The sequence below is a fragment of the Caballeronia sp. AZ1_KS37 genome (assembly GCF_023631165.1).
Lineage (GTDB): Bacteria > Pseudomonadota > Gammaproteobacteria > Burkholderiales > Burkholderiaceae > Caballeronia > Caballeronia zhejiangensis.
Map to the genome: position 1 here is coordinate 171,021 of NZ_JALQDP010000037.1, position 20,625 is coordinate 191,645.

Here is a 20,625-nt window from a genome sequence, read left to right on the forward strand (position 1 = left end):
CGAACCGAAACAAGGAGCAAACAAAGAGATGAAGAAGATCATCAACAACCCTGAAGCCTTCGTCGATGAAATCATCGAATCCCTGCTGATAGCGCATCCAAAATGGATCAAACCCGCGACAGAAGACAAACGCGCACTCGTCCGCGCTGACGCCCCGACGCAAGGCCGCGTAGGTATCGTCACCGGCGGTGGCTCGGGCCACATGCCCGGCTTCCTCGGCTACGTAGGCGAGGGCCTATGCGCCGGCGTGGCAGTAGGCAACGTCTTCTCATCGCCATCATCGGAACAGATCTTCGAAGCGACGAAAGCAGTCAACGGCGATGCAGGCGTGCTCTACGTCTACGGCAACTACGGCGGCGACGTGCTCAACTTCGAACTCGCCGCGGACCTCGCGGAAGCCGAAGGCATCGACATCAAAACGGTCGTGCTGACCGACGATGTCGCCTCCGCACCGAAAGACCGCGCCGCCGACCGACGCGGCGTCGCCGGCATGGTCTTCGCATTCAAATGCGCTGGCGCCGCAGCAGAACGCGGCGATTCGCTCGACGACGTCGCGCGCATCTGCGCCAAGGCCAACGCGAATTGCCGCACGATGGGCGTCGGCCTCTCGCCGACCATCCTGCCCGCCGCAGGCAAACCGACGTTCACGCTGCCCGAAGGCGAGATGGAAATCGGCATCGGCATACACGGCGAACCCGGCACGCATCGCGGCAAGCTCGAATCCGCCGATGCCATCGCCGAGCGCATCACGAAGCAGATCGTCGGCGATCTCGCCGCGCCGAAAGGCTCGCGCGTCGCGTTGCTCGTCAACGGCCTCGGCGCGACGCCGCTCGAAGAGCTCTATCTGCTGTACCGGCATTCGGCGAAACTCATCGCCGATGAAGGGCTGAAAATCGCGCGCTCGTATGTCGGCGAATACGTGACGAGTCTCGAGATGGCGGGCGCATCGATCACGATCATGCTGCTCGACGACGAACTCGAGGCGCTGCTCGAAGCGCCCGCGCGTTCGCCGTTCTTCCGCGACGGCACCGAATCCTGAAAGGAGCGTGCAATGAGTGTGACGAGCAAGGAACTGCGGGATATCCTCACGCGCGCGCTGAACGCGCTTCCCGCACACGCCGATGAACTGCGCGATCTCGACGCGGCGCTCGGCGATGGCGATCTCGGCATCACGGTGCAGGCGGGATCGACGGCAGTCGTGAAAGCGTTGAACGCATTGCCCGACGAGGCGTCGTTGAACGACATCATGCTGGCCGCGGCCAAGGCATTCTCGACGGCGAATCCGTCGACGTTCGCGGCGCTCGTCGGCGGCGGATTGATCGCAGCGGCGAAGACGGTGAAGGACAAGGACGCGATCGGCCGCGACGATGCGCTTGCGATCGGTCAGGCGGTGGCGGCGCGCATCATCGAACGCGGCAAGAGCCAGGTCGGCGACAAGACCGTGCTCGATGCGCTCGTGCCGAGTCTCGATGTGCTGGCCGCATCGCAAGGCAGCGCGACGGACACGCTCGATGCCATGATCGCCAAGGCACGCGAGCAGGTCAGCGCGACTGCCACGATGCAGTCGAAGAAGGGCCGCGCGGCATGGGTGCAGGAGCGCAGCATCGGGCATGCGGATGCCGGTGCGACGGCTTACGTCAGGTTTCTAGAGGCGTTGAGAGATGCGGTCGGGGGATGAATGCCAACGCCTTCACGCTCGCTTCCTCTGCACCACGACCTCACGCTCGCGCTTGCCCGCCGGCACCACCTTCAACTTCTTGCGCGTAAGAGCGAGCGCTTCGGCCTTCGTTGCGACGCACGGCCCTGAGCCGAGCAAAGGCTGACGCGCCGTCTCGCGCAACGCGAGCACGGACACCACGCCAATCACGGATGCCGCCATCAGGTAATACGCGGGCATCATCAGATTGCCGGTCGCATCGACGAGCCACGCCGTGACGAGCGGCGTCGTGCCGCCGAAGAGCGACACGGATACGTTGAAACCGATGGCGAGCGCGCCATAACGAATGCGCGTCGGAAAGAGCGCGGGCAGCGATGAAGGCATCACGCCGGTGAACGTCGATAGCAGCGCGCCGAGTATCAGCAAGCCGAGAAACACCGGAAGCATCGCGCCCGTTTGCACGAGCAGCAACGCGGGAATCGACAGCGCGAAAAGCCCGATGCAGCCGATCATCATCACCGGCTTGCGGCCGATGAGATCGGAGAGATGGCCCGCGAAGAGCGTCATCGGGATCATCAGCATCATCACGAGCAACACGAGAAACAGGCCGTGCGTTTCATCGAAGTGCAGCGTCGCCGAAAGAAAGCTCGGCAGATAAGACAGCGCCATATAGTCGGTAACGTTGAAGATCAGCACGAGGCCGACGCATTGCATCATCGGCTTGAATTGCCGCGACAGCAGTTCGGCCAACGATTGTTTCGGACGCGACCGTTCATGCGCCTCCCGTGTCTCGGCTTCCTTCTTGAACGCGGGCGTCTCTTCGAGCTTCATGCGGATATACAAGCCGACCAGCCCGAGCGGACCCGCGATCATGAACGGCACGCGCCATCCCCATGAAAGCAGCGCGTCGTGCGGGAGCAGGGCGGTCAGCAACGCGACCGTGCCCGCGCCGAGGATATAGCCCGCGAGCGTGCCGACCTCCAGAAAGCTGCCATAGAAGCCGCGCCGCGCATCGGTCGAGAACTCAGCGATGAACGTCGCCGCGCCGCCGTATTCGCCGCCCGTCGAGAAGCCTTGCACGAGACGCGCGACGAGCAGGAGAACGGGCGCGAGAATGCCGATCGAGTGATAGCTCGGAATCAGGCCGATGCAGAACGTGCCGACGGCCATCATGATCATCGTCATTGCGAGCACGCGCTGGCGGCCGATCCTGTCGCCGAGCGGCCCGAAGACCATCCCGCCGACAGGACGCACGAGAAACGCAGCGGCGAACGTGCCGAAGGTCGCGATCAACTGCGCGGACGGACTGCTCGACGGAAAAAATACTTTCCCCAGCACGACGGCGATATAGCTATACACGCCAAAGTCGAACCATTCCATGGCGTTACCGAGCGCCATCGCGCCGACGGCACGCTTCAGCAAGGCATGGTCGACTACCGTGATATCGCCCAGCGTGAGATGCGGCGACGTTTTGCTTCGGGCGTTGCGCTCGTGCGAGAGGCTCAATTGTCTCACTCCTGATTTCGCGGCGAACGCGAGGGACTGCGTTGCGTTCGCGCGGAAGGCCGCCGATGGGGCGCGGGGCCCTCGGCACGATGAATGATCAGAGTGTGCGGGTCGCGCCGCGTGCATGCCTTCGCTCACGCGTCCTTGAATCGGCAGAAAACGACACTCGCATCATTGCAATGTCGGATTGCATCGCACACGCGACGCGCAAGCGTTGGCCTCGGTCCGACAGGAGCGCCTTGACGCGATCATCGCTCAACGCGCCAATCCCTTTACACGCAACGCTCACAGCGATTCAGCGCGTCATTGGCACGAGCCATGCATTTGATGAAGCGGGCGCGATGCCGCCGGCACGATGATTTCATTCCGGGAACCGTGTCGACGGATCGCGCCTCTTTTTATCGACGGATTCACGGGGTTGCCATGAAAGCGAAGACCATCGCCGTTCTTCTCGCCGCGAGCGCGGCGTCGTCGGCCGTGCCTGCGCTCGCGCACGATTGCGGCGCGGCGAACATGCAGTGCGAAAGCGCGGTGAAGCATGTATCGCACAAGGAGAACAGCGCGCGGGCGGTTCATGGGATGCGCGCGAAGAGCACCGGACACGAAATGCCCGACGCTGCCAAGACGCCGCCAATCGAACACGAGCAGCACGACAGCATCGATGCGTGGTATCGCGGCGGCTGATCGCTCAATCGAACGTGATGCCGTCGAAACGATGTCCGCCGAGCGGGCTGATCAGATAGCCATGCACGCGTTTCGATATCGGCTGGAAGATGTTGGCGTGCGCGAGCGGCGTGTACGGCACCTGATCCTTGAACACCACTTGCGCTTCTTCATAGAGCTTCGTGCGCGCGTTCTGATCGGTGACGAGACGCGCTTTCGCGAGCAGATCGTCGAACTGCCTGTTGCACCACTTCGCCATGTTGCTGCCGTGAACCGCGTCGCAACCGAGCGTCGTGCCGAGCCAGTTGTCTGGATCGCCGTTGTCGCCGAGCCAGCCGTAAAGAATCGCGTCGTGCTCGCCGTTCGTCTTCGCGCGCTTGTTGTACTCGGCCCATTCGTAAGTGACGATGTTCGCCTTCACGCCGATCTTCGCCCAGTCCGATTGAATCAGTTGCGCCATCAGACGCGCGTTCGGGTTATAGCCGCGCTGCACCGGCATCGCCCATAGCGTGATCGTGAAGCCGTTTGGAAAGCCCGCTTCCTTCAGCAGTTCCTTCGCCTTCGCGGGGTCGCGCGGTGCGTCCTTCAGCGCCTTGTTATACGACCATTGCGACGGCGGCATCGGATTCGTCGCGATGGTCGCTGCGCCTTCGTAGACCGTCTTGATGATCGCCTGCTTGTCGATCGCCATGTCGAGCGCGCGGCGCACGTTCACGTTATCGAGCGGCTTGTGCGTCGTGTTGTAGCCCACATACGCGACGTTGAAGCCGACGCCCGACAGCACCGTGAGCTTCGGATCCTGCTTCGCTGCGGCAATGTCGGCGGGACGCGGAAACGACGTCACCTGGCATTCTCCGCTCGATAGCTTCTGCTGACGCACGGCGGCATCGGGCGTGATCGAGAAAACCAGCTTGTCGATATGCACGTCCTTGCGGTTCCAGTAAGTCGGATTGGCGTCGTAGCGGATCGTCGCGTCCTTCTGATAGTCGCGGAACACGAACGCGCCCGTGCCCACTGGCTTCTGATTGAGGTCTTCCGGCTTGCCCTGCTTCAGCCGTTGCGCGGCATATTCCGCCGATACGATCGATGCGAACTCCATCGCGATGTTGCGCACGAACACGACATCAGGCGTCTTCAACGTGAAGCGCACGGTGTAGTCGTCGAGCTTGTCGACGGATGCAATGTTCTTGTCGTAGCCGAGATCGGTCAGATACGGGAAGCTGACGGGATGCGCCTTCTGAAGCGGCTCGTTCGGATCGATCATGCGCTTGAACGTGAATACGACATCGTCCGCGTCGAAGTCGCGCGTCGGCTTGAACCAGGCGGTCGACTGAAACTTCACGCCGCGCCGAAGATGAAACGTGAAGGTCTTCGCATCCGCGGACTCATCCCACTTCTCGGCGAGACCCGGCACGAGATCGAGCGTGCCGCGCTTGAATTCGACGAGCTGATCGTAGACCGCATGCGCGCCCGCATCGAAGTCGGTGCTCGTCGTGTATTGCGCGGAATCGAAACCGGCGGGGCTGCCTTCGGAACAGAACACGAGCGTCTTGTTCGCCGCCGATGCGGCTTGCGACGTCAATGCGAATGCGGCAAAGAGGGAAACGGCAAGGAGTCGATGCGTCAGAACCATTTTTCTTGTTTGCTCGGAAGAGTGGGCAAGCCGCCTCGCGGCGGGCGTGAGCCATACTCTACCAAGCAAACGTTTTTCGAGCTTGCTACATCGAGCGCAACGCGAAGCGCTTGAGCTTGCCCGTCTCGGTGCGCGGCAACGCCGTTAGAAACGTCACGATGCGCGGATACTTGTAAGGCGCGACAGTGCGCTTGACGAACGCCTGCAATTCAGCAATGAGCGCATCGTCGCCGGTGAAACCGGGATTGAGCACGACGAACGCCTTTACCGCTTGCCCGCGCGTTTCATCGGGCACGCCGATCACGCCGCATTCCGCCACCGCTTCATGCTGCATCAGCACGCTTTCCACTTCCGGCCCGGAGATGTTGTAGCCCGCCGATACGATCATGTCGTCGGCGCGCGCCTGATAGAACACGTAACCGTCATCATCGATCACGACGGAATCGCCGGGCAAGTTCCAGCCGTCGCGCACGAATTTCGACTGACGTTCATCGGCGAGATAGCGGCAACCCGTCGGGCCGCGCACCGCGAGCTTGCCGATGGTTCCGGGCGGCACCGGCTGCATCGCATCGTCGACGGCCTGCACGATATAGCCCGGCACCGCGCGTCCGATCGCGTGCTCGCGCACGTCCGCACCCGCCGACGAAACGAAGATATGGATCATCTCCGTGCCGCCGATGCCGTCGATCATTTCGATGCCGCTCGCTTCGCGCCATGACGCGCGCGTGGAATCGGGCAACGCTTCGCCCGCCGACACGGTCTTCTTCAGGCTCGACACATCGAAGCCTTCGATGAGCGGCGCCATCTGCCGATAGAACGTCGGCGCAGTGAACATGATCGTCGCGCGAAAGCGCTGCACGGTTTGCAGGAGCGTTTCGGGCGTGAGCTTTTCGAGCAGGATCGTCGACGCGCCCACGCGCAATGGAAAGCACAGCAGGCCGCCGAGGCCGAACGTGAACGCGAGCGGCGGCGTGCCGCAGAACACATCGTCGGCCGTGGGCTTCAGGATGTGTCGCGGGAACAGATCGCACATCGCAAGGACGTCGCGATGAAAGTGCATGCAGCCTTTCGGCGCGCCGGTCGTGCCGCTCGTGAATGCGATGAGGCACACGTCGTCGGCGGCGGTGTCGCAGGCATCGAAATGATCGGGCTTGCTTCGAGCCAGCGATTCGAGCGACGCGGGTGCATCGTCGTGAAACGTCAGCACTTGCGCGAGCGCTTCGCAATGGAAGTCGTCGCCTTTCGTCGTGCAGCGCTGCAGTTCTTCCATGAGACGCACATCGCATAGCGCCGCCGATATCCGCGCCTTCTCGATGATCTGCTTCAGTTCTTTCGCGCGCAGCAGCGGCATCGTCGGCACGACGACGAGACCGGCCTTCAGCGCCGCGAAGAACGCGACGGCCATCTGCAACGTATTCGGCCCGCGCAACAACACGCGATTGCCCGGACGCAAACCCATTTCATCGACGAGCACATGCGCGCTGCGATTCACGAGCGTGCGCAACTCGCGATACGTCGTTGCGTGCGGCTCGCCGTTCGCATCGGACCAGATTGCCGTGCGGTCGCCATGTCCGCTTTCGATCGCGCGATCCAGCAATTCGGTCGCGCAATTCACGCGCGCCGGATAAGCGACGTCCGCATTGTCGAGCATGAGCACCGGCCATTGTTCCTGCGGCGGCAAATGATCGCGCGCGAAAGTATCGATGTGTGCCGAGCGTTCCATCGTGTCCTCCGCTTAGTCGGGGATAACAGCCGTGGCTTCGATCTCCACCAGCGCATCGTCTTCGATGAGCGCGACGACTTGCACCGCACTCATCGCGATGTCGTAATCGCCGATCAGCTCGCGGAACGCCGCGCCGATTTCCTTCGCCGCCGCGAGATACGCGCGCTTGTCGGTCACGTACCACGTCATGCGAACGAGATGCTCCGGCTTGCCGCCCGCTTCGCGCAGCACGGCCACGATATTGCGCAGCGCCTGCGCGGCCTGAGCGCCGAATGCGTTGCTGACGAAGCGCGCCTCTTCGTCCCAGCCGATCTGCCCCGCGATGAACACCTGCGTGCCGCGCACCGCGACGCCGTTCGCGTAACCGCGCGGCTTGATCCAGTCCGAAGGCTGAAGGGTCTTTTTCATGAGCGTGATTCCTCTTGAAGTGCGCGGCTCGTGTCCGGCGCGAACCGTTCGATCGCGAGGGCGATGTCGCCGGGAATGGCGATCGAGCGGCCATCGTCGAGCGATGTCGTCACGAGGACCTGCTTCGCGCGAAAGCGCACTTCGCCGTCGCAATGACAGACGATGTCGATGCGGATCGAGCGCTGTCCGACGGAATCGACCGCGAGCGACAGCGTCACCGTTTCGCCCATGCGGCTCGGTCGCGAGAACTCGCAATTGAGCTTGACGATGGGAAGTCCGACGCGGCGCCGCGAGATCATGTGCGCGTAGTCGATGCCGAGCGCATCGTCGAACCAGTCTTCGACGAGCATGTTCGTCATCACCAGGTATTGCGGAAAGTACACGATGCCCGCCGGATCGCAGTGCGCGAAGCGGATTCGCATCGGCATGTCGAAGCGTTGTGTCATCGTTGATGTGCTCCGTGCGCCTTGAGCAAGTCGCGTCCGACGATCAACTGCTGCACTTCCGTCGCGCCTTCATAGATGCGCAGCGCGCGTATCTCGCGATACAGCGATTCGACCGCCGTACCGCTCTTCACGCCGAGGCCGCCCCACAACTGCACGGCTGCATCGATGACCTGTTGCGCGCCTTCGCTCGCGTGCCATTTCGCCATCGCGGCTTCGCGCGTCACGCTCTCGCCCTGATCGCGCAGCCACGCGGCGCGATACACGAGTAGCGCGCTCGTGTCGATGGTCAACGCCATCTGCGCGAGCTTCGCCTGCGTGAGCTGAAAGTCGCCGAGCGTCTGGCCGAACATCTTGCGCGATGCGGCGCGTTCGAGCCCTTCCTGCATCGCGTGACGCGCGAAGCCGAGCGATGCCGCCGCCACCGACGTGCGGAAGATATCGAGCGTGCGCATCGCGATCTTGAAGCCTTCGCCCGCGGCGCCCAGCATCTGACTGCGCGGCACGCGCGCGTTCTCGAAGTGCAGGCGCGCGAGCGGATGCGGCGCGATCACGTCGATGCGTTCGGCGATCTGCAAGCCGGGCGTATCCGCATCGACGATGAACGCGCTGATGCCGCGCGAGCCCGGCGCTTCGCCTGTGCGCGCGAACACGACATGGAAGTCCGCGATGCCGCCGTTCGATATCCACGTCTTGTCGCCGTTCAGCACGTAGGCGTCGCCATCGGCGCGCGCATCGAGCGACATCGCCGCGACATCCGATCCCGCTTCCGGTTCCGACAACGCGAACGCCGCCAATGCAGTGCCGTTCGCGACGCGCGGCAAATAGCGCTCTTTCTGCGCATCGGTGCCGGCGAGCGATATGGCGCCCGAGCCGAGCCCTTGCATCGCGAAGGCGAAGTCCGCGAGGCCGTCGTGTTTCGCGAGCGTTTCGCGCAGCAGGCACACGGCGCGCGTGTCGATCGTATCGTTCGATGCGCCGTATCGGGTGCCGCCGATGCAGTGCCTGAGCCATCCCGCATCGCCGAGCATGCGCACGAGGCGCTTGCAGGCCGCGTCGGTATCGGCGTGATCGACATGCTTCAGATGCTCGTTCGCCCATGCATCGGCATCGCGTGCGAGTTCGCGATGTCTCTCATCGAAGAAGGGCCATGCGAGCGCGCTGTGTGGATCGGCGTTCATTCAGTCTCCTTCGAACACGGGACGCGTCTTCCCCGCGAACGCGCGATAGGCGCGCTCGAAATCGCGCGTGCTCATGCAGATGGCTTGCGCCTGCGCTTCCGATTCGATCGCTTCGTCGATGCTCATGCTCCATTCCTGATGCAGCATCTTCTTCGTGATGCCGTGCGCGAAGGTCGGCCCGGCGACGAGTTCGGACGCGAGCTTCGCGGCTTCGTCGAGCAAGGTTTCGGGTGCGCAAAGGCGGTTGTAGAAGCCCCAGTGATAGCCTTCTTCGCCGCTTGCCGAGCGGCCCGTGAAGAGCAATTCGGCAGCGCGTCCCTGACCGATGATGCGCGGCAGAATCGAACACGCGCCCATGTCGCAGCCCGCGAGACCGACGCGCGCAAAGAGAAATGCGAGCTTGCTGCGCGCGGTGCCGAGACGCATGTCGGACGCCATCGCGAGGATCGCGCCCGCGCCCGCGCAGACGCCATCGACGGCGGCTATGATCGGCTGCGGGCAATGACGCATCGCCTTGACGAGATCGCCCGTCATGCGTGTGAAGAGCAATAGCTCGGGCATCGGTAGATCGATCAGCGGTGCGATGATTTCATGCACGTCGCCGCCGGAGCAGAAGTTGTCGCCCGCGCCGTGGATCACGACGGCTTTCACATCGGTCGCATAGGCGAGTTGCCGAAACAGATCGCGCAACTCCGCATACGATTCGAACGTCAGCGGGTTCTTGCGTTCGGGCCGGTTCAGCATGATCGTCGCGACATCGTTCGTGACGGACCATCCGAAGTGCGTCGCGCGATAGTCCGCGAGCGTTACGCGATTGCCGGCGAGAAGCGCATCGGCGCTCGATGAGCTCATCTGTGTCTCCTTAGTCCTTCAGCGTCTTCCGCAGATGCTGCTTTAGCTTGCCGAGCCGCTGATGCGTCTGCGATTTTTCGTTCAGTTCGAGACCGCCGAACATTTCGACGACCCATTGCTCATGCGCGGTCGCCATCTTGTCGAACGCGGCGCGGCCTTGCGGCGTGAGACGCACGCTCGTCGAACGGCGATCGTTCGGATCGGCATAACGCGATACCAGTCCTTCTTTTTCGAGCTGATCCGTGATGCCCGTCACATTGCCGCCGGTGACCATCATGCGGCGCGATAGCTCGGTCATCTTCAGGCCCTCGGGATGACGTTTGAGTTGGGCCATCAGGTCGAAGCGCGGCAACGTCGTATCGAACTCGGTGCGCAGGCGCTTGCGCAGTTCGGCTTGCACGAGGTTCGTCGTGGTCAGCATGCGCAGCCATAAGCGCAGTCCCATGTGGCTGTCGGCGCCGGTGCTCATCTCGAGATCGACGACGTTGTCCGCCGGTTTCTCCACGCCCTTGCGCGGCGCTTTCTGCTCGGTTGCGGCGTTCGTCTTCTTGTTGCCTGCGATGTTGCTCACGTTACTTCTCCACCTGATACGGATATCGACTGGCCGTTCATCGCATCGGAACCGGGCGCGCACAGCCATAGCACGGCGTTGGCGACTTCTTCCGGCTGCACGAAACGGCGTTGCGGGTTGTTGCGCACGAGCGCATCGCGTGCGTGCTGTTCGCTGCGCGCGGTCTTCGACATGATCTGATCGAGCGATGCGCGCAGCAGCTTGGTTTCGGTATAACCGGGGCATACCGCGTTGACGGTTATGCCCTTCGTCGCGACTTCGAGAGCGAGCGCGCGCGTGAGACCGATGACGCCATGCTTCGCTGCGCAATACGCCGCGACATACGCATAACCGATCTGTCCCGCCGTGCTCGCGACATTCACGATGCGGCCGAAGCCACGCTCCAGCATCGACGGCAACACGGCGCGCGTGCAGAAAAACACGCCGGTGAGATTGACGTCGATCATGCGTTGCCACAGTGCCGCATCGGTTTGCGTGAAAGGCGCGGCTTGCGCGTGGCCTGCGTTGTTCACGAGGATATCGGCCGGACCGGCGCGCGAGAAGGCTTCGGCGACGGCGGCTTCATTCGTCACATCGACGCGTATGCACGCGACGTCGGCGTAATCGCGCATCGCGTCGCGCTGCGCTTCGAGGCGCGCGAGATCGCGGCCCATCAGCGTGATGCGTGCGCCGGCATGCGCGAGCGCCTCTGCGCACGATGCGCCGATGCCGCTGCCACCGCCTGTCACGACCGCGTGTTTGTCGGCGAGAGTCGTCATGATCAGACCGTTCCTTCAGCGCGTTGCGCGCGTTCTTGCGGCGTGAGGCGCGCATTGTCGGCGGCCAGTGCGCGCTCGCGTTCGAGATTGCGTTCCAGTTGCGATTTGGCGGCCGCGTATTGCTTCGGCCACGCGATATCGAAGTAGCCGATCTTCGCGGCCTCGTTCAATGTCCACGATGGATTCGCGAGATGCGGGCGCGCCACCGCGCACAAGTCCGCACGTCCCGCGGCGATGATGCTGTTCACGTGATCCGCTTCCGAGATCGCGCCGACCGCGATGGTCGCGATACCCGCTTCATTGCGTATGCGATCCGCGAACGGCGTCTGGAACATGCGCCCGAACACAGGCTTCTCCTGCTTGCTGACTTGCCCTGAAGAGACGTCGATCATGTCCGCGCCGGCGGCCTTGAATGCGCGCGCGATCTCGACGGCGTCGTCGGGCGTCGTCCCGCCATCGACCCAATCGTGCGCGGAAATGCGAACGGACATCGGCTTGTCTTGCGGCCACACAGCGCGCATCGCCTTGAATACTTCGAGCGGATAACGCAGGCGATTTTCGAGCGAGCCGCCGTATTCGTCAGTGCGATGATTGGTCAGCGGCGAGAGAAAGCTCGACAGAAAGTAGCCATGCGCGCAGTGCAGTTCGAGCCAGTCGAAGCCTGCAAGCGCGGCCATTTCCGTGGCGCGCACGAACTGCGTTTCGATCTCGCGCAATTCGTCGTGCGATGCCTCGCGCGACCATTGGCTCACGCCTTGCAGATACTGTTGTGGCGATGCCGAAACCAGCGGCCAGTTGCCATCGGGAAGCGGCTGATCGATGCCTTCCCAGCTCACGCGCGTCGATGCCTTCGCGCCCGCATGGCCGAGCTGCATGCCGATCTTCGCATCCGATTGCGCATGCACGAAATCGACGATGCGCTTCCACGCCGCGAGATGCTCCGGCGCATACATGCCCGGACATCCCGGCGTGATGCGCGCTTCGGGCGACACGCAGGTCATCTCGGTCATCACGAGCGCGGCGCCGCCCATCGCGCGCGCGCCGAGATGCATCAGGTGATAGTCGCCCGCGATGCCATCGACGGCGGAATACTGCGCCATCGGCGAAACGACCACGCGATTCTTCAGCGTGACGCCGCGCAATGTGAACGGCGTGAACATCGGCGGAACGGATCGTTGCCGCGCGTTGCGCTCGATGCCCGCACGCGCGGCGAGCCAGTCTTCGAATGAGGCGAGATATCCTGCATCGCGCTCGCGCAGGTTTTCATGCGAAATGCGCTGCGAGCGCGTGAGCAACGAGTATGCAAACTGCTCGGGCTCGAACGACGCGTATCGATCCACATGCTCGAACCACTCCGTCGAATTGCGCGCGGCATTCTGAATGCGCAATACATCGACGCTGCGTACTTGCGTGTAATGCGCGAGCGCGCCGTCGAGATCGCCGTTCTTCATCGCGAACGCAGTGTCGATGCTGTTCGCGAGTTCGATCGCATCTTCGAGTGCGAGCTTCGTCCCCGATCCGATCGAAAAATGCGCGGTATGCGCGGCATCGCCCATCAACACGACGGGCGTCCGTTTGCCGTTCGCGGATTCGCGCCAATGCACCCATTCGCGATTGACGACGCGCGGAAAGCGGATCCATTGCGCCGATCCGCGCAAGTGCGTGGCGTTCGAGATCAGCGCGTGGCCGTCGAGATGCTTCGCAAAAAGCTTTTCGCAGAACGCGATGCCGTCTTCCTTGCTCATGTCGGCGAGGCCGGCCGCACGCCATACGCGTTCGGGCGCCTCGACGATGAACGTCGACGTGTCTTCATCGAAGCGATAAGCATGCGCCTGAAACCAGCCCCATTCGGTTTTTTCGAACGCGAACGTGAATGCGTCGAAGCACTTGTGCGTGCCGAGCCACACGAAGCGGCAATCGCGCATGTCGATATCGGGCTGATACGTCGACGCGTATTTCTGCCGAATCGCGCTGTTCAATCCGTCGCTCGCGATGATGAGATCGGCGTCGTAGTCCTCGTCGTTCGTGACTTGCGTTTCGAAGACGAGCTTCGCGCCGAGGTCTTCGCAACGCGCTTGCAGGATATTCAGCAGACGTTTGCGGCCGATGCCGCAGAAGCCGTGACCCGACGAGCGCACGGTGCGCCCGCCGATGTGGACGTCGATGTCGTCCCAGTGATTGAAGGCGTCGAGAATGGCATCGGCGCTTGGCGGGTCCGCCGCGCGCAGGTTGCCGAGCGTCTGGTCGGAGAACACGACGCCCCAGCCGAACGTGTCGTAAGGACGGTTGCGTTCGACCACGGTGATGTCGTAAGCGGGATGGCGGCGCTTCATCAAAAGCGCGAAATACAGGCCCGCCGGACCTCCGCCGATGCAGACGATACGCATGCTTGCTCTCCGACTCGTGTCTTTCCTCGTGATAATTTAGGTTTGGATAATTTAGATGTCAAGTAAAAAGACGACGGAGCGCACCGCGCGTCCGTACTTTCCCCCGCTAGTCTTCGCGGATTTCCCGTGCGCAACGCTGCAAGCGGATGAATGCCCGATACCGCGCGTCGTGAAGGCGCGCGAGATCGCCCGTTGCCGGCGCGTAGGTTTTTTCGACGCGCGCCATGCCGCTCATCGCCGATCGAACGTCGCCGAACAGGCCGCCCGCCACCGCGCCGAGCATCGCGGCGCCGAGCAGCACCGGCTCATCGACCTGCGTGGCCAGCACCGGCTTGCCGGTCGCATCGGCGAGCAGCTGCCGGACGAGATCGAGCCGGCCCGCGCCGCCGCTGATCATCACGCGCTCGATCGGCGCGCCGGCGTCCGCCTGCGCTTCGATGATCTGCCGCAGACCATAAGCGATGCTGCACACGCCGGCGACATACAGCGCGACCAGATTGTCGAGGCCGGCTTCCATGCCGAGACCGGCGATGACCGCGCGCGCGTGCGGATCGGCGAAGGGCGCGCGGTTGCCGAGAAACTCCGGGACGACGTGCAGGCCATCGGCGAGCTTCACCGCGTCCGACAGGCTGCCGGAGCCCTGAGCCGCCAAGCCGGCGAGCATGGCCGGCAGCGATTCGCCGCGCTCTTTCGCGCCAAGCGTGGCTTCGGCGGCGGCGGGATGCATCGCGAGCAGGCGCTCGATCGCCGCGCCGGCGACCGATTGACCGCCTTCGTTGAGCCACGCCTGCGGCACCATCGCCGAGAAGTACGGGCCCCAGACGCCGGGCACGAAGACCGGCTCGGCGGTCGTCGTCATCGTGCATGACGACGTGCCGAACACATAGGCGAGGCACGACTCCGGATCGCCCTGTGCGCCCACGGTGCCGATGCCGCCCGCATGGGCATCGATCACGCCCGCGCCGACCGGCGTGCCCGCGATCAGCCCGAGTTCCGCGGCGGCGCGTTCGGTCAGCCCGTTGCCGAGCCGCGTGCCCGGTTCGACCACCTGCTGGCCGATGCGCGCGAAGCCCTCGTCCGCCAGCGCGCCGAGACCGATGGTCCGGAAATAGCTCTCGTTCCAGCGCCGTTCATGCGCGAGATAGGTCCACTTGCAGGTCACGGTGCAGACCGACCGCGACGTATCGCCGGTCGCGCGCCATGTCAGGAAGTCGGTGAGATCGAAGAATTGCCATGCGGCGTCGAAGACGCGCGGACGGTTTTCCAGAAGCCACAACAGCTTCGGCGTCTCCATTTCCGGTGAGATCCTGCCGCCGACGTATTTCAGCACCGCGTGGCCGGTCGCGTTTATGCGCTCCGCCTGCCCGATCGCGCGATGATCCATCCAGACGACGATGTCGCGTTCCGCCTGCTCCGACGGTCCCACGGGCAGCGGTTTGCCGCCATCGCCGAGCACGACGAGCGAGCAGGTCGCATCGAAGCTGATGCCCGCGACGGACTCCGGCGCGATTGCCGCCTGCGCGAGCGCCGCTTTCACGGCGTGGCAGACGGCGCTCCAGATTTCCCCGCTCGATTGCTCGACGATGCCGCCGCTTTCGTGAAACAGCGTGATGTCCTTTTTCGCCGATGCGGCCATGTTGCCGGCGGTATCGAAAATTCCGGCGCGTGCGCTGCCGGTGCCGACGTCGACGCCAACGACGTAGCGTTCGCCGGCGCTGCGGTTGCTTGCGTTCATCTCTCTGTCCGTGGTTCGGGATAGGGGCGTCGCAGATCGACGCTGTTCGGCAAACCTGCCGCCGAGTAGTATGCCCGAACCCCGAATTCCGAAGACGGCAACGCGAGGCGCTCGTCTAAAGCCGCTACTTGATGAAGCTGAGTTCCTTGCTGATCTTTTCGAGGATCGGCTTCTTTCTCTCGTTGAAGACCGCCTTGTTTTCCTGGATGAGATTGTTGCCCTTGGTATCGATCGAGATGATCAGCGGGCCGAACTCCTTCACGCGGTTGATCCACAAGGTTTCGGGCATGCCGAGATCCTGCCATTCGGCGCCTTCGATTTCCTCGACGAGCGTCGCCGCGAGCACCGCGCATCCGCCCGGGAAGATCGCATGAACCGCCTTGTGCTCCATGCAGCCCGCGGCCGTTTCCGGTCCCATGCCGCCTTTGCCGACGATCAGCTTCACGCCGGTCTGCTCGATGAACTCGCGCTCGAATTTCTCCATGCGCATGCTCGTCGTCGGTCCGATGGACACCATCTCGAACGCGCCGTCGTCCTTCTTGCGCACGATCGGGCCCGCATGAAAGATCGCGCCGCCGTTGAGATCGACGGGCAGCTCGCGCCCTTGCTCGATCAATCGACGATGCGCGACATCGCGGCACGTCACCAGGCGCCCCGTCAGATAGACGACGTCGCCGACCTTCAGATCCTCGAGGTCTTCGCTTTTGATGGGGGTTGTCAGAACCTTCTTCACAGTACGACTCCTTCATGCGAGAGCACTTCGTAGGACATGTCTGCGTTGATGCGGATCTTGCCGCGGCGATGCGCCCAGCATCCGGTGTTGATGGCCACCCCGATGGTCGACGGATGCCGCGCCGACGATTCGATGTTGACGCCCATCACGCTATTGTTTCCGGTGAGCCCCTGAGGGCCGATGCCGACTTCGTTGAGCCCTTGTTCGAGCAACTCTTCCATCAGCGCGGCGCGCGGATTCGCGCTCTTCGAATCGACCGGACGAAGGATCGCCAGCTTCGACAGTCGCGCGGCAGTCTCGACCGAAGTGGATACGCCGACGCCGACGAGCAGCGGCGGGCACGCATTCACGCCGCGCTCGGTGATGACGTCCATCACGAATTCGGCGACGCCTTCATAGCCTTGCCCCGGCATCAGAACCTTCGCCGCGCCGGGAAGCGTGCAGCCGCCGCCCGCCATGTAGACGTCGATCGTGCAGCTGTCCTTCTCCGGCACGATGCGCCAGTCGAGCCACGGAATCTGCGTGCCGGTGTTCGTGCCCGTGTTCTTCTCGTCGAACGTTTCGACGGCGTTGTGACGCAAAGGCCCGAGCTTCGTCGCGCCGGCGGTGGCTTCCTGAAGGATTTCCTCGAGCTCGCCGAGCAGCGGAAAATTCGCGCCCGCCTCGACGAAATACTGGATCACGCCCGTGTCCTGACAGCTCGGACGGTTCAGCTTGTCGGCGGCGTCCTGGTTGCTGTCCATCGAATCGTAAATCGACTTGGCGAGCGGATTGGTTTCCATCGTGCGCAATTCCGCGAGCTTCGCCTTGACATCCTTCGGCAGGCGCTTGCCGATATAGGCGGTGAACTTCGCCATGGTGTCCGTGACGGACTGAATGGCCGCTTCCTTTTCCATCTTGATTCCTCTACGACGTGTTGAGTTGGGGGACGCGCGCGTGCTTTTTCAGTGTGCGGCGGCGTTGCTGGTCGATACCGAAGGCTTCTGCGAGCGGGCGAGAAGCAAGGTCAGCACGGCGGACATCACGAGAAGACCGGCGACGAAATAGAGGCCGCCCGCATAGCTGCCCGTCGATTCCTTGAGCCAGCCGATGACGACCGGACCGGCGAAGCCGCCCAGATTGCCGATCGAGTTGATCGTCGCGATGCCGGTGGCGGCCGCCGCGCCGGAGAGAAACATCGTCGGCATGGTCCAGAGCGGCGGCTTCGCGCAACTGATGCCGATGTTCACCAGCGTCAGCGAGGCGATCAGACCGACGACGCTATTGGCCATCGCCGCCACGATCAGGCCGACCGCCGCCGCGACGCACGCCAGCACGACGTGCCAGGTTCGCTCGCCGGTGCGATCCGAATGGCGCGACCACAGCACCATCGCGATGACGGACACGATCGGCGGAATCGCGTTGAGCAGGCCGACGGTCATCGACGACACGCCCAGTTGCTTGATGATCTGCGGCGCCCAGATGCCGAGCGTGTACAGCCCCGCCGACGTGCCGAAGTAAATCAGCGACAGCGCGATTACGCGGGGATTCGCAAGGCCGCTGATGATGCCGTGCTTCGCCGTGGTCGCGCGGCTGGCGGTTTCGGCGTTCATGACATCGACCAGCCAGTTGCGCTCGTCGTCCTTCAGCCATTTGGCCTTCTCGGGCTTGTCGGTCATGTAGAAGAAGACGACCACGCCGAGAATGAGCGCCGGCACGGCTTCGAGGATGAAGAGCCATTGCCATCCGTGCAGTCCCATTACGCCGTCCATTTCGAGCAGCGCGGCGGACAGCGGCGAGCCGAGCGCGGTGGAAAGCGGCGCGGCGGCCATGAAGAACGCGACGACGCCAGCGCGATGCCGCGCGGGAAACCAGTAGCTGAGATACAGGATGATGCCGGGGAAGAAGCCCGCTTCGGCCGCGCCCAGCAGGAAGCGGATGATGTAGAAGCTCGTCGGCCCGGTGACGAACGCCATCGCCGCCGAGATGATCGCCCACGTCACCATGACCCGCGCAATCCAGATGCGCGCGCCGACCTTGTGCAGCACGATGTTCGACGGCACTTCGAACAGGAAATAGCCCCAGAAGAAGATGCCCGCGCCGAAGCCGAGAATCGACGCGGTGAAGCCGAGGTCGGTCTTCATCGTGAGCGCCGCGAAGCCGATATTCACCCGGTCGATATACGCGATGAAGTACAGCAGCATGATGAACGGCACGATGCGCCAGCTGACCTTGCGCAGAGTGCGCTTCTCGATGTCCATTTCCATGGAACGTCTCCTGATTCCGATTGATAGGGTTCGAAACCGTCTGGTGCGGTTTTGATGCCGTCTTCGAACGTCGGCTCGAAGCGGGTCGCCCTTTACGTGAGCTGACGCCTAGGTTAAAACCGTTGGAATCGCGTATGAATCGACTTAAACTTAATTCATCATTGCAAAAAAATCACGAATGGGCACCGACTCGGAACTGGGATTCTTCTGCCTGCTGGTGAAGCAAGGCAGTCTGGCCGCGACCGCGCGAGAGCTGAATCTGACGCCGCCGGCGGTCTCGCGGCGGCTCTCTTCGCTGGAAGACCGGCTCGGCGTGCGCCTGCTCAACCGCACGACGCGGCGCATCAGCCTGACGAGCGAAGGCGAGGTGTATTTCGCGAACGCCCAGCGAATATTGAGCGACATCGACGACATGGAGCGGACGGTCTCCAGCAGCCGGGCCGCGCCGAAAGGACTGTTGCGCGTCAATGCGCCGTTGGGATTCGGGCGGTCGTATATCGGTCCGGCGATCTCGGAATTCAGCGAGGCGTTTCCCGATGTCGAAGTGCAACTGCATCTGACCGATCGGCCGATCAGCCTGCCGGACGAGAGCATCGACGTGTCCGTGCGCTTCGGGGAGATGCCGGATTCACGGCTGATCGCGAAGAAGATCGCGTCGAATCGGCGGCTTCTGGTGTCGTCGCCGGGATATTTGCGTGTGGCCGGGGAGCCGGCGCATCCGCATGATCTGACTTCGCATCAATGCATCGTACTGCGTCAGAACGAGGCCGCCTATGGCAACTGGCGTCTGACGCGCAGCGGGCGCACGGAGACCGTGAAAGTGCACGGCAAGCTCAGCACCAACGACGGCGAAGTGGCGCTGAACTGGGCGCTGGAAGGGCGCGGCATTCTCATGCGCGCGGAATGGGACGTCGCGAAGTATCTGCGCAGCGGAAGGCTGGTTCAGGTGTTGAGCGAATACGACACGCCGCCCGCCGATATCTACGCGGTCTATCCCGAACGGCTGAATCTGTCGCCGAAGGTCGCGGTTTTCGTCGATCATCTGCGTCACTATCTCGGCCAGCACGCCGACGGCCCGTCGCCCGCCGGCTCGCCGTGGTAGCGGCGCTTCACGCGTCGCCCTTCAGCTCCTGCGCGATGAAGTCGACGAACGTGCGAATGCGGTTCGACATCTGATGCCGCTGCGAGTAGACCGCGAAGATATCGGCGTTGGGCGTTTCGTGGTCGGGCAGCACGCGCACGAGCGAACCATCGGCCAGATACGGCTTCAAATCCCATTCGGCGCGCATCAGGATGCCGTGGCCTTCGAGCGCCCACTTCACGGCTATTTCGCCGTCGTTCGTCGTGAGCGTGCCGTCGATGCGCACCGCTTCCGTCTTGCGCGACGCGCCGCGTCCGGACGTGAGCCGCCACACGCCGTAGGCTTCGTCGCCCTGACGAATGCCGATGCAGTTATGCCGCGTCAGATCGTGCGGGACGAGCGGCATGCCATGCGCCTCGATATACGACGGCGCGGCGCACAACAGCCGCCGGTTTCCCGCGAGACGCCGCGCGATCACGCGCGTATCGGGCGGTTCGCCGAACCGGATGCAGACGTCGAACTTGTCGTCGGTGAGCGGCGGCGGCGTGACCGACAACTGCAACTGCACCGACACTTGCGGATACATCCTGCTGAAACGCGAAATCAGCGGCGCGACGTGACTGCGCCCGAAACCGAGCGTCGCGTTCACGCGCAGCAGACCTTTCGGGCTTTGCTTGGCGGCGCCGAGCAGTTCGGAGAGTTCGTCGATCTCGTCGAGAATCCGGCGCGCGTGTTCCAGATACAGCTCGCCTTCCGGCGTGAGCATCATCCGCCGCGTCGTGCGATTGACGAGCGCCACGCCGGCGCGCGCTTCCATCTGCGAAAGACGCTTGCTGACGGCCGCCGCCGTGAGGCCGAGCTCGCGCGCGGCCGCGCTCAGACTGCCTGCCGCCGACAGCGTGGAGAAGAAGCTCAGATCGGCGGGCTGGACGGCATCGGGCATCGGTTCATTCGTAACTTCAGGTTAAAGATGCTTTGAGTCTAGCACCGGTTTTGGAGCCGGAATGCGGTTAAAGTTCGCCCATACCCGACAACATCGAAGGACGGA

General features: G+C 63.3%; 19 protein-coding genes. 4 read left to right on the forward strand and 15 right to left on the reverse strand.

What is annotated here, in order from left to right; translation table 11 throughout:
* Positions 1-28: 28 nt before the first annotated feature.
* The gene (locus NCS00_RS25175; protein WP_250441281.1) at positions 29-1,039 is read left to right on the forward strand and encodes a dihydroxyacetone kinase subunit DhaK; all 1,011 of its coding nucleotides are present in this window, start codon (positions 29-31) and stop codon (positions 1,037-1,039) included.
* A 12-nt stretch (positions 1,040-1,051) separates the two neighbouring features.
* Complete coding sequence (locus NCS00_RS25180) at positions 1,052-1,678, forward strand: DAK2 domain-containing protein (RefSeq protein WP_250441282.1); 627 nt, start codon at positions 1,052-1,054, stop codon at positions 1,676-1,678.
* Positions 1,679-1,690: 12 nt separating this feature from the next.
* Here NCS00_RS25180 and proP read toward each other — a convergent pair whose 3' ends face one another.
* Positions 1,691-3,163 (reverse strand): glycine betaine/L-proline transporter ProP, encoded by a 1,473-nt coding sequence (gene proP / locus NCS00_RS25185; protein ID WP_175980499.1) that lies wholly within the window; start codon positions 3,161-3,163, stop codon positions 1,691-1,693.
* A 423-nt stretch (positions 3,164-3,586) separates the two neighbouring features.
* On the opposite strand from proP, the gene NCS00_RS25190 reads away from it, so the two are divergent.
* The gene (locus NCS00_RS25190; protein WP_250441283.1) at positions 3,587-3,847 is read left to right on the forward strand and encodes a hypothetical protein; all 261 of its coding nucleotides are present in this window, start codon (positions 3,587-3,589) and stop codon (positions 3,845-3,847) included.
* Between the two features lie 4 nt (positions 3,848-3,851).
* Here the strand turns inward: NCS00_RS25190 and NCS00_RS25195 are convergent, their stop codons facing one another.
* The 13 genes from NCS00_RS25195 to NCS00_RS25255 form a co-directional block, all read right to left on the reverse strand.
* A complete protein-coding gene (locus NCS00_RS25195) occupies positions 3,852-5,459 on the reverse strand; it encodes an ABC transporter substrate-binding protein (protein WP_250441284.1) in 1,608 nt (535 codons plus the stop codon).
* Positions 5,460-5,544: 85 nt separating this feature from the next.
* Positions 5,545-7,182, reverse strand: a complete 1,638-nt coding sequence (locus tag NCS00_RS25200) for an AMP-binding protein (protein ID WP_008347481.1) — start codon at positions 7,180-7,182, stop codon at positions 5,545-5,547.
* A 12-nt stretch (positions 7,183-7,194) separates the two neighbouring features.
* Entirely contained in the window at positions 7,195-7,590 is a 396-nt protein-coding gene (locus NCS00_RS25205; RefSeq protein ID WP_008347482.1) for a RidA family protein, read from the reverse strand.
* Positions 7,587-8,036 carry an acyl-CoA thioesterase gene (locus NCS00_RS25210; protein WP_250441285.1) on the reverse strand — a complete coding sequence of 150 codons (450 nt, stop codon included), beginning with the start codon at positions 8,034-8,036 and terminating at the stop codon, positions 7,587-7,589. The genes NCS00_RS25205 and NCS00_RS25210 overlap by 4 nt, the downstream gene beginning before the upstream one ends.
* Positions 8,033-9,214 carry an acyl-CoA dehydrogenase family protein gene (locus NCS00_RS25215; RefSeq protein ID WP_008347485.1) on the reverse strand — a complete coding sequence of 394 codons (1,182 nt, stop codon included), beginning with the start codon at positions 9,212-9,214 and terminating at the stop codon, positions 8,033-8,035. Before NCS00_RS25215 ends, NCS00_RS25210 begins: the two co-directional genes overlap by 4 nt.
* Positions 9,215-10,066, reverse strand: coding sequence for an enoyl-CoA hydratase family protein (locus NCS00_RS25220; protein ID WP_250441286.1), 852 nt, complete (start codon positions 10,064-10,066; stop codon positions 9,215-9,217).
* Between the two features lie 10 nt (positions 10,067-10,076).
* Entirely contained in the window at positions 10,077-10,637 is a 561-nt protein-coding gene (locus NCS00_RS25225) for a MarR family winged helix-turn-helix transcriptional regulator (RefSeq protein ID WP_250441287.1), read from the reverse strand.
* Positions 10,634-11,395 carry an SDR family NAD(P)-dependent oxidoreductase gene (locus tag NCS00_RS25230; RefSeq protein ID WP_250441288.1) on the reverse strand — a complete coding sequence of 254 codons (762 nt, stop codon included), beginning with the start codon at positions 11,393-11,395 and terminating at the stop codon, positions 10,634-10,636. Before NCS00_RS25230 ends, NCS00_RS25225 begins: the two co-directional genes overlap by 4 nt.
* Before the next feature lie 2 nt (positions 11,396-11,397).
* Entirely contained in the window at positions 11,398-13,782 is a 2,385-nt protein-coding gene (locus NCS00_RS25235; RefSeq protein ID WP_250441289.1) for a bifunctional salicylyl-CoA 5-hydroxylase/oxidoreductase, read from the reverse strand.
* A gap of 106 nt (positions 13,783-13,888) precedes the next feature.
* On the reverse strand, positions 13,889-15,517 hold the full coding sequence (locus NCS00_RS25240) for an FGGY-family carbohydrate kinase (RefSeq protein ID WP_250441290.1): 1,629 nt from the start codon (positions 15,515-15,517) through the stop codon (positions 13,889-13,891).
* Between the two features lie 124 nt (positions 15,518-15,641).
* The gene (gene ttdB / locus NCS00_RS25245) at positions 15,642-16,250 is read right to left on the reverse strand and encodes a L(+)-tartrate dehydratase subunit beta (protein WP_175980506.1); all 609 of its coding nucleotides are present in this window, start codon (positions 16,248-16,250) and stop codon (positions 15,642-15,644) included.
* On the reverse strand, positions 16,247-17,146 hold the full coding sequence (gene ttdA, locus NCS00_RS25250) for a L(+)-tartrate dehydratase subunit alpha (protein ID WP_008347498.1): 900 nt from the start codon (positions 17,144-17,146) through the stop codon (positions 16,247-16,249). Before ttdA ends, ttdB begins: the two co-directional genes overlap by 4 nt.
* Before the next feature lie 48 nt (positions 17,147-17,194).
* A complete protein-coding gene (locus NCS00_RS25255; RefSeq protein ID WP_008347500.1) occupies positions 17,195-18,496 on the reverse strand; it encodes an MFS transporter in 1,302 nt (433 codons plus the stop codon).
* A gap of 178 nt (positions 18,497-18,674) precedes the next feature.
* Between NCS00_RS25255 and NCS00_RS25260 the strand changes: the two genes are divergently transcribed.
* Complete coding sequence (locus NCS00_RS25260; protein ID WP_008347501.1) at positions 18,675-19,598, forward strand: LysR family transcriptional regulator; 924 nt, start codon at positions 18,675-18,677, stop codon at positions 19,596-19,598.
* A 7-nt stretch (positions 19,599-19,605) separates the two neighbouring features.
* On the opposite strand, the gene NCS00_RS25265 is transcribed toward NCS00_RS25260, so the two are convergent.
* Positions 19,606-20,520, reverse strand: a complete 915-nt coding sequence (locus tag NCS00_RS25265; RefSeq protein WP_008347503.1) for a LysR family transcriptional regulator — start codon at positions 20,518-20,520, stop codon at positions 19,606-19,608.
* Positions 20,521-20,625 lie beyond the last annotated feature (105 nt).

Coding starts and splice junctions, on each gene's coding strand:
- NCS00_RS25175 (WP_250441281.1), top strand. CDS start 29: ATGAAGAAGATCATCAACAACCCTGAAGCCTTCGTCGATGAAATCATC.
- NCS00_RS25180 (WP_250441282.1), top strand. CDS start 1,052: ATGAGTGTGACGAGCAAGGAACTGCGGGATATCCTCACGCGCGCGCTG.
- NCS00_RS25190 (WP_250441283.1), top strand. CDS start 3,587: ATGAAAGCGAAGACCATCGCCGTTCTTCTCGCCGCGAGCGCGGCGTCG.
- NCS00_RS25195 (WP_250441284.1), bottom strand. CDS start 5,459: ATGGTTCTGACGCATCGACTCCTTGCCGTTTCCCTCTTTGCCGCATTC.
- NCS00_RS25200 (WP_008347481.1), bottom strand. CDS start 7,182: ATGGAACGCTCGGCACACATCGATACTTTCGCGCGCGATCATTTGCCG.
- NCS00_RS25205 (WP_008347482.1), bottom strand. CDS start 7,590: ATGAAAAAGACCCTTCAGCCTTCGGACTGGATCAAGCCGCGCGGTTAC.
- NCS00_RS25210 (WP_250441285.1), bottom strand. CDS start 8,036: ATGACACAACGCTTCGACATGCCGATGCGAATCCGCTTCGCGCACTGC.
- NCS00_RS25215 (WP_008347485.1), bottom strand. CDS start 9,214: ATGAACGCCGATCCACACAGCGCGCTCGCATGGCCCTTCTTCGATGAG.
- NCS00_RS25220 (WP_250441286.1), bottom strand. CDS start 10,066: ATGAGCTCATCGAGCGCCGATGCGCTTCTCGCCGGCAATCGCGTAACG.
- NCS00_RS25230 (WP_250441288.1), bottom strand. CDS start 11,395: ATGACGACTCTCGCCGACAAACACGCGGTCGTGACAGGCGGTGGCAGC.
- NCS00_RS25235 (WP_250441289.1), bottom strand. CDS start 13,782: ATGCGTATCGTCTGCATCGGCGGAGGTCCGGCGGGCCTGTATTTCGCG.
- NCS00_RS25240 (WP_250441290.1), bottom strand. CDS start 15,517: ATGAACGCAAGCAACCGCAGCGCCGGCGAACGCTACGTCGTTGGCGTC.
- ttdA (WP_008347498.1), bottom strand. CDS start 17,146: ATGGAAAAGGAAGCGGCCATTCAGTCCGTCACGGACACCATGGCGAAG.
- NCS00_RS25255 (WP_008347500.1), bottom strand. CDS start 18,496: ATGGAAATGGACATCGAGAAGCGCACTCTGCGCAAGGTCAGCTGGCGC.
- NCS00_RS25260 (WP_008347501.1), top strand. CDS start 18,675: ATGGGCACCGACTCGGAACTGGGATTCTTCTGCCTGCTGGTGAAGCAA.
- NCS00_RS25265 (WP_008347503.1), bottom strand. CDS start 20,520: ATGCCCGATGCCGTCCAGCCCGCCGATCTGAGCTTCTTCTCCACGCTG.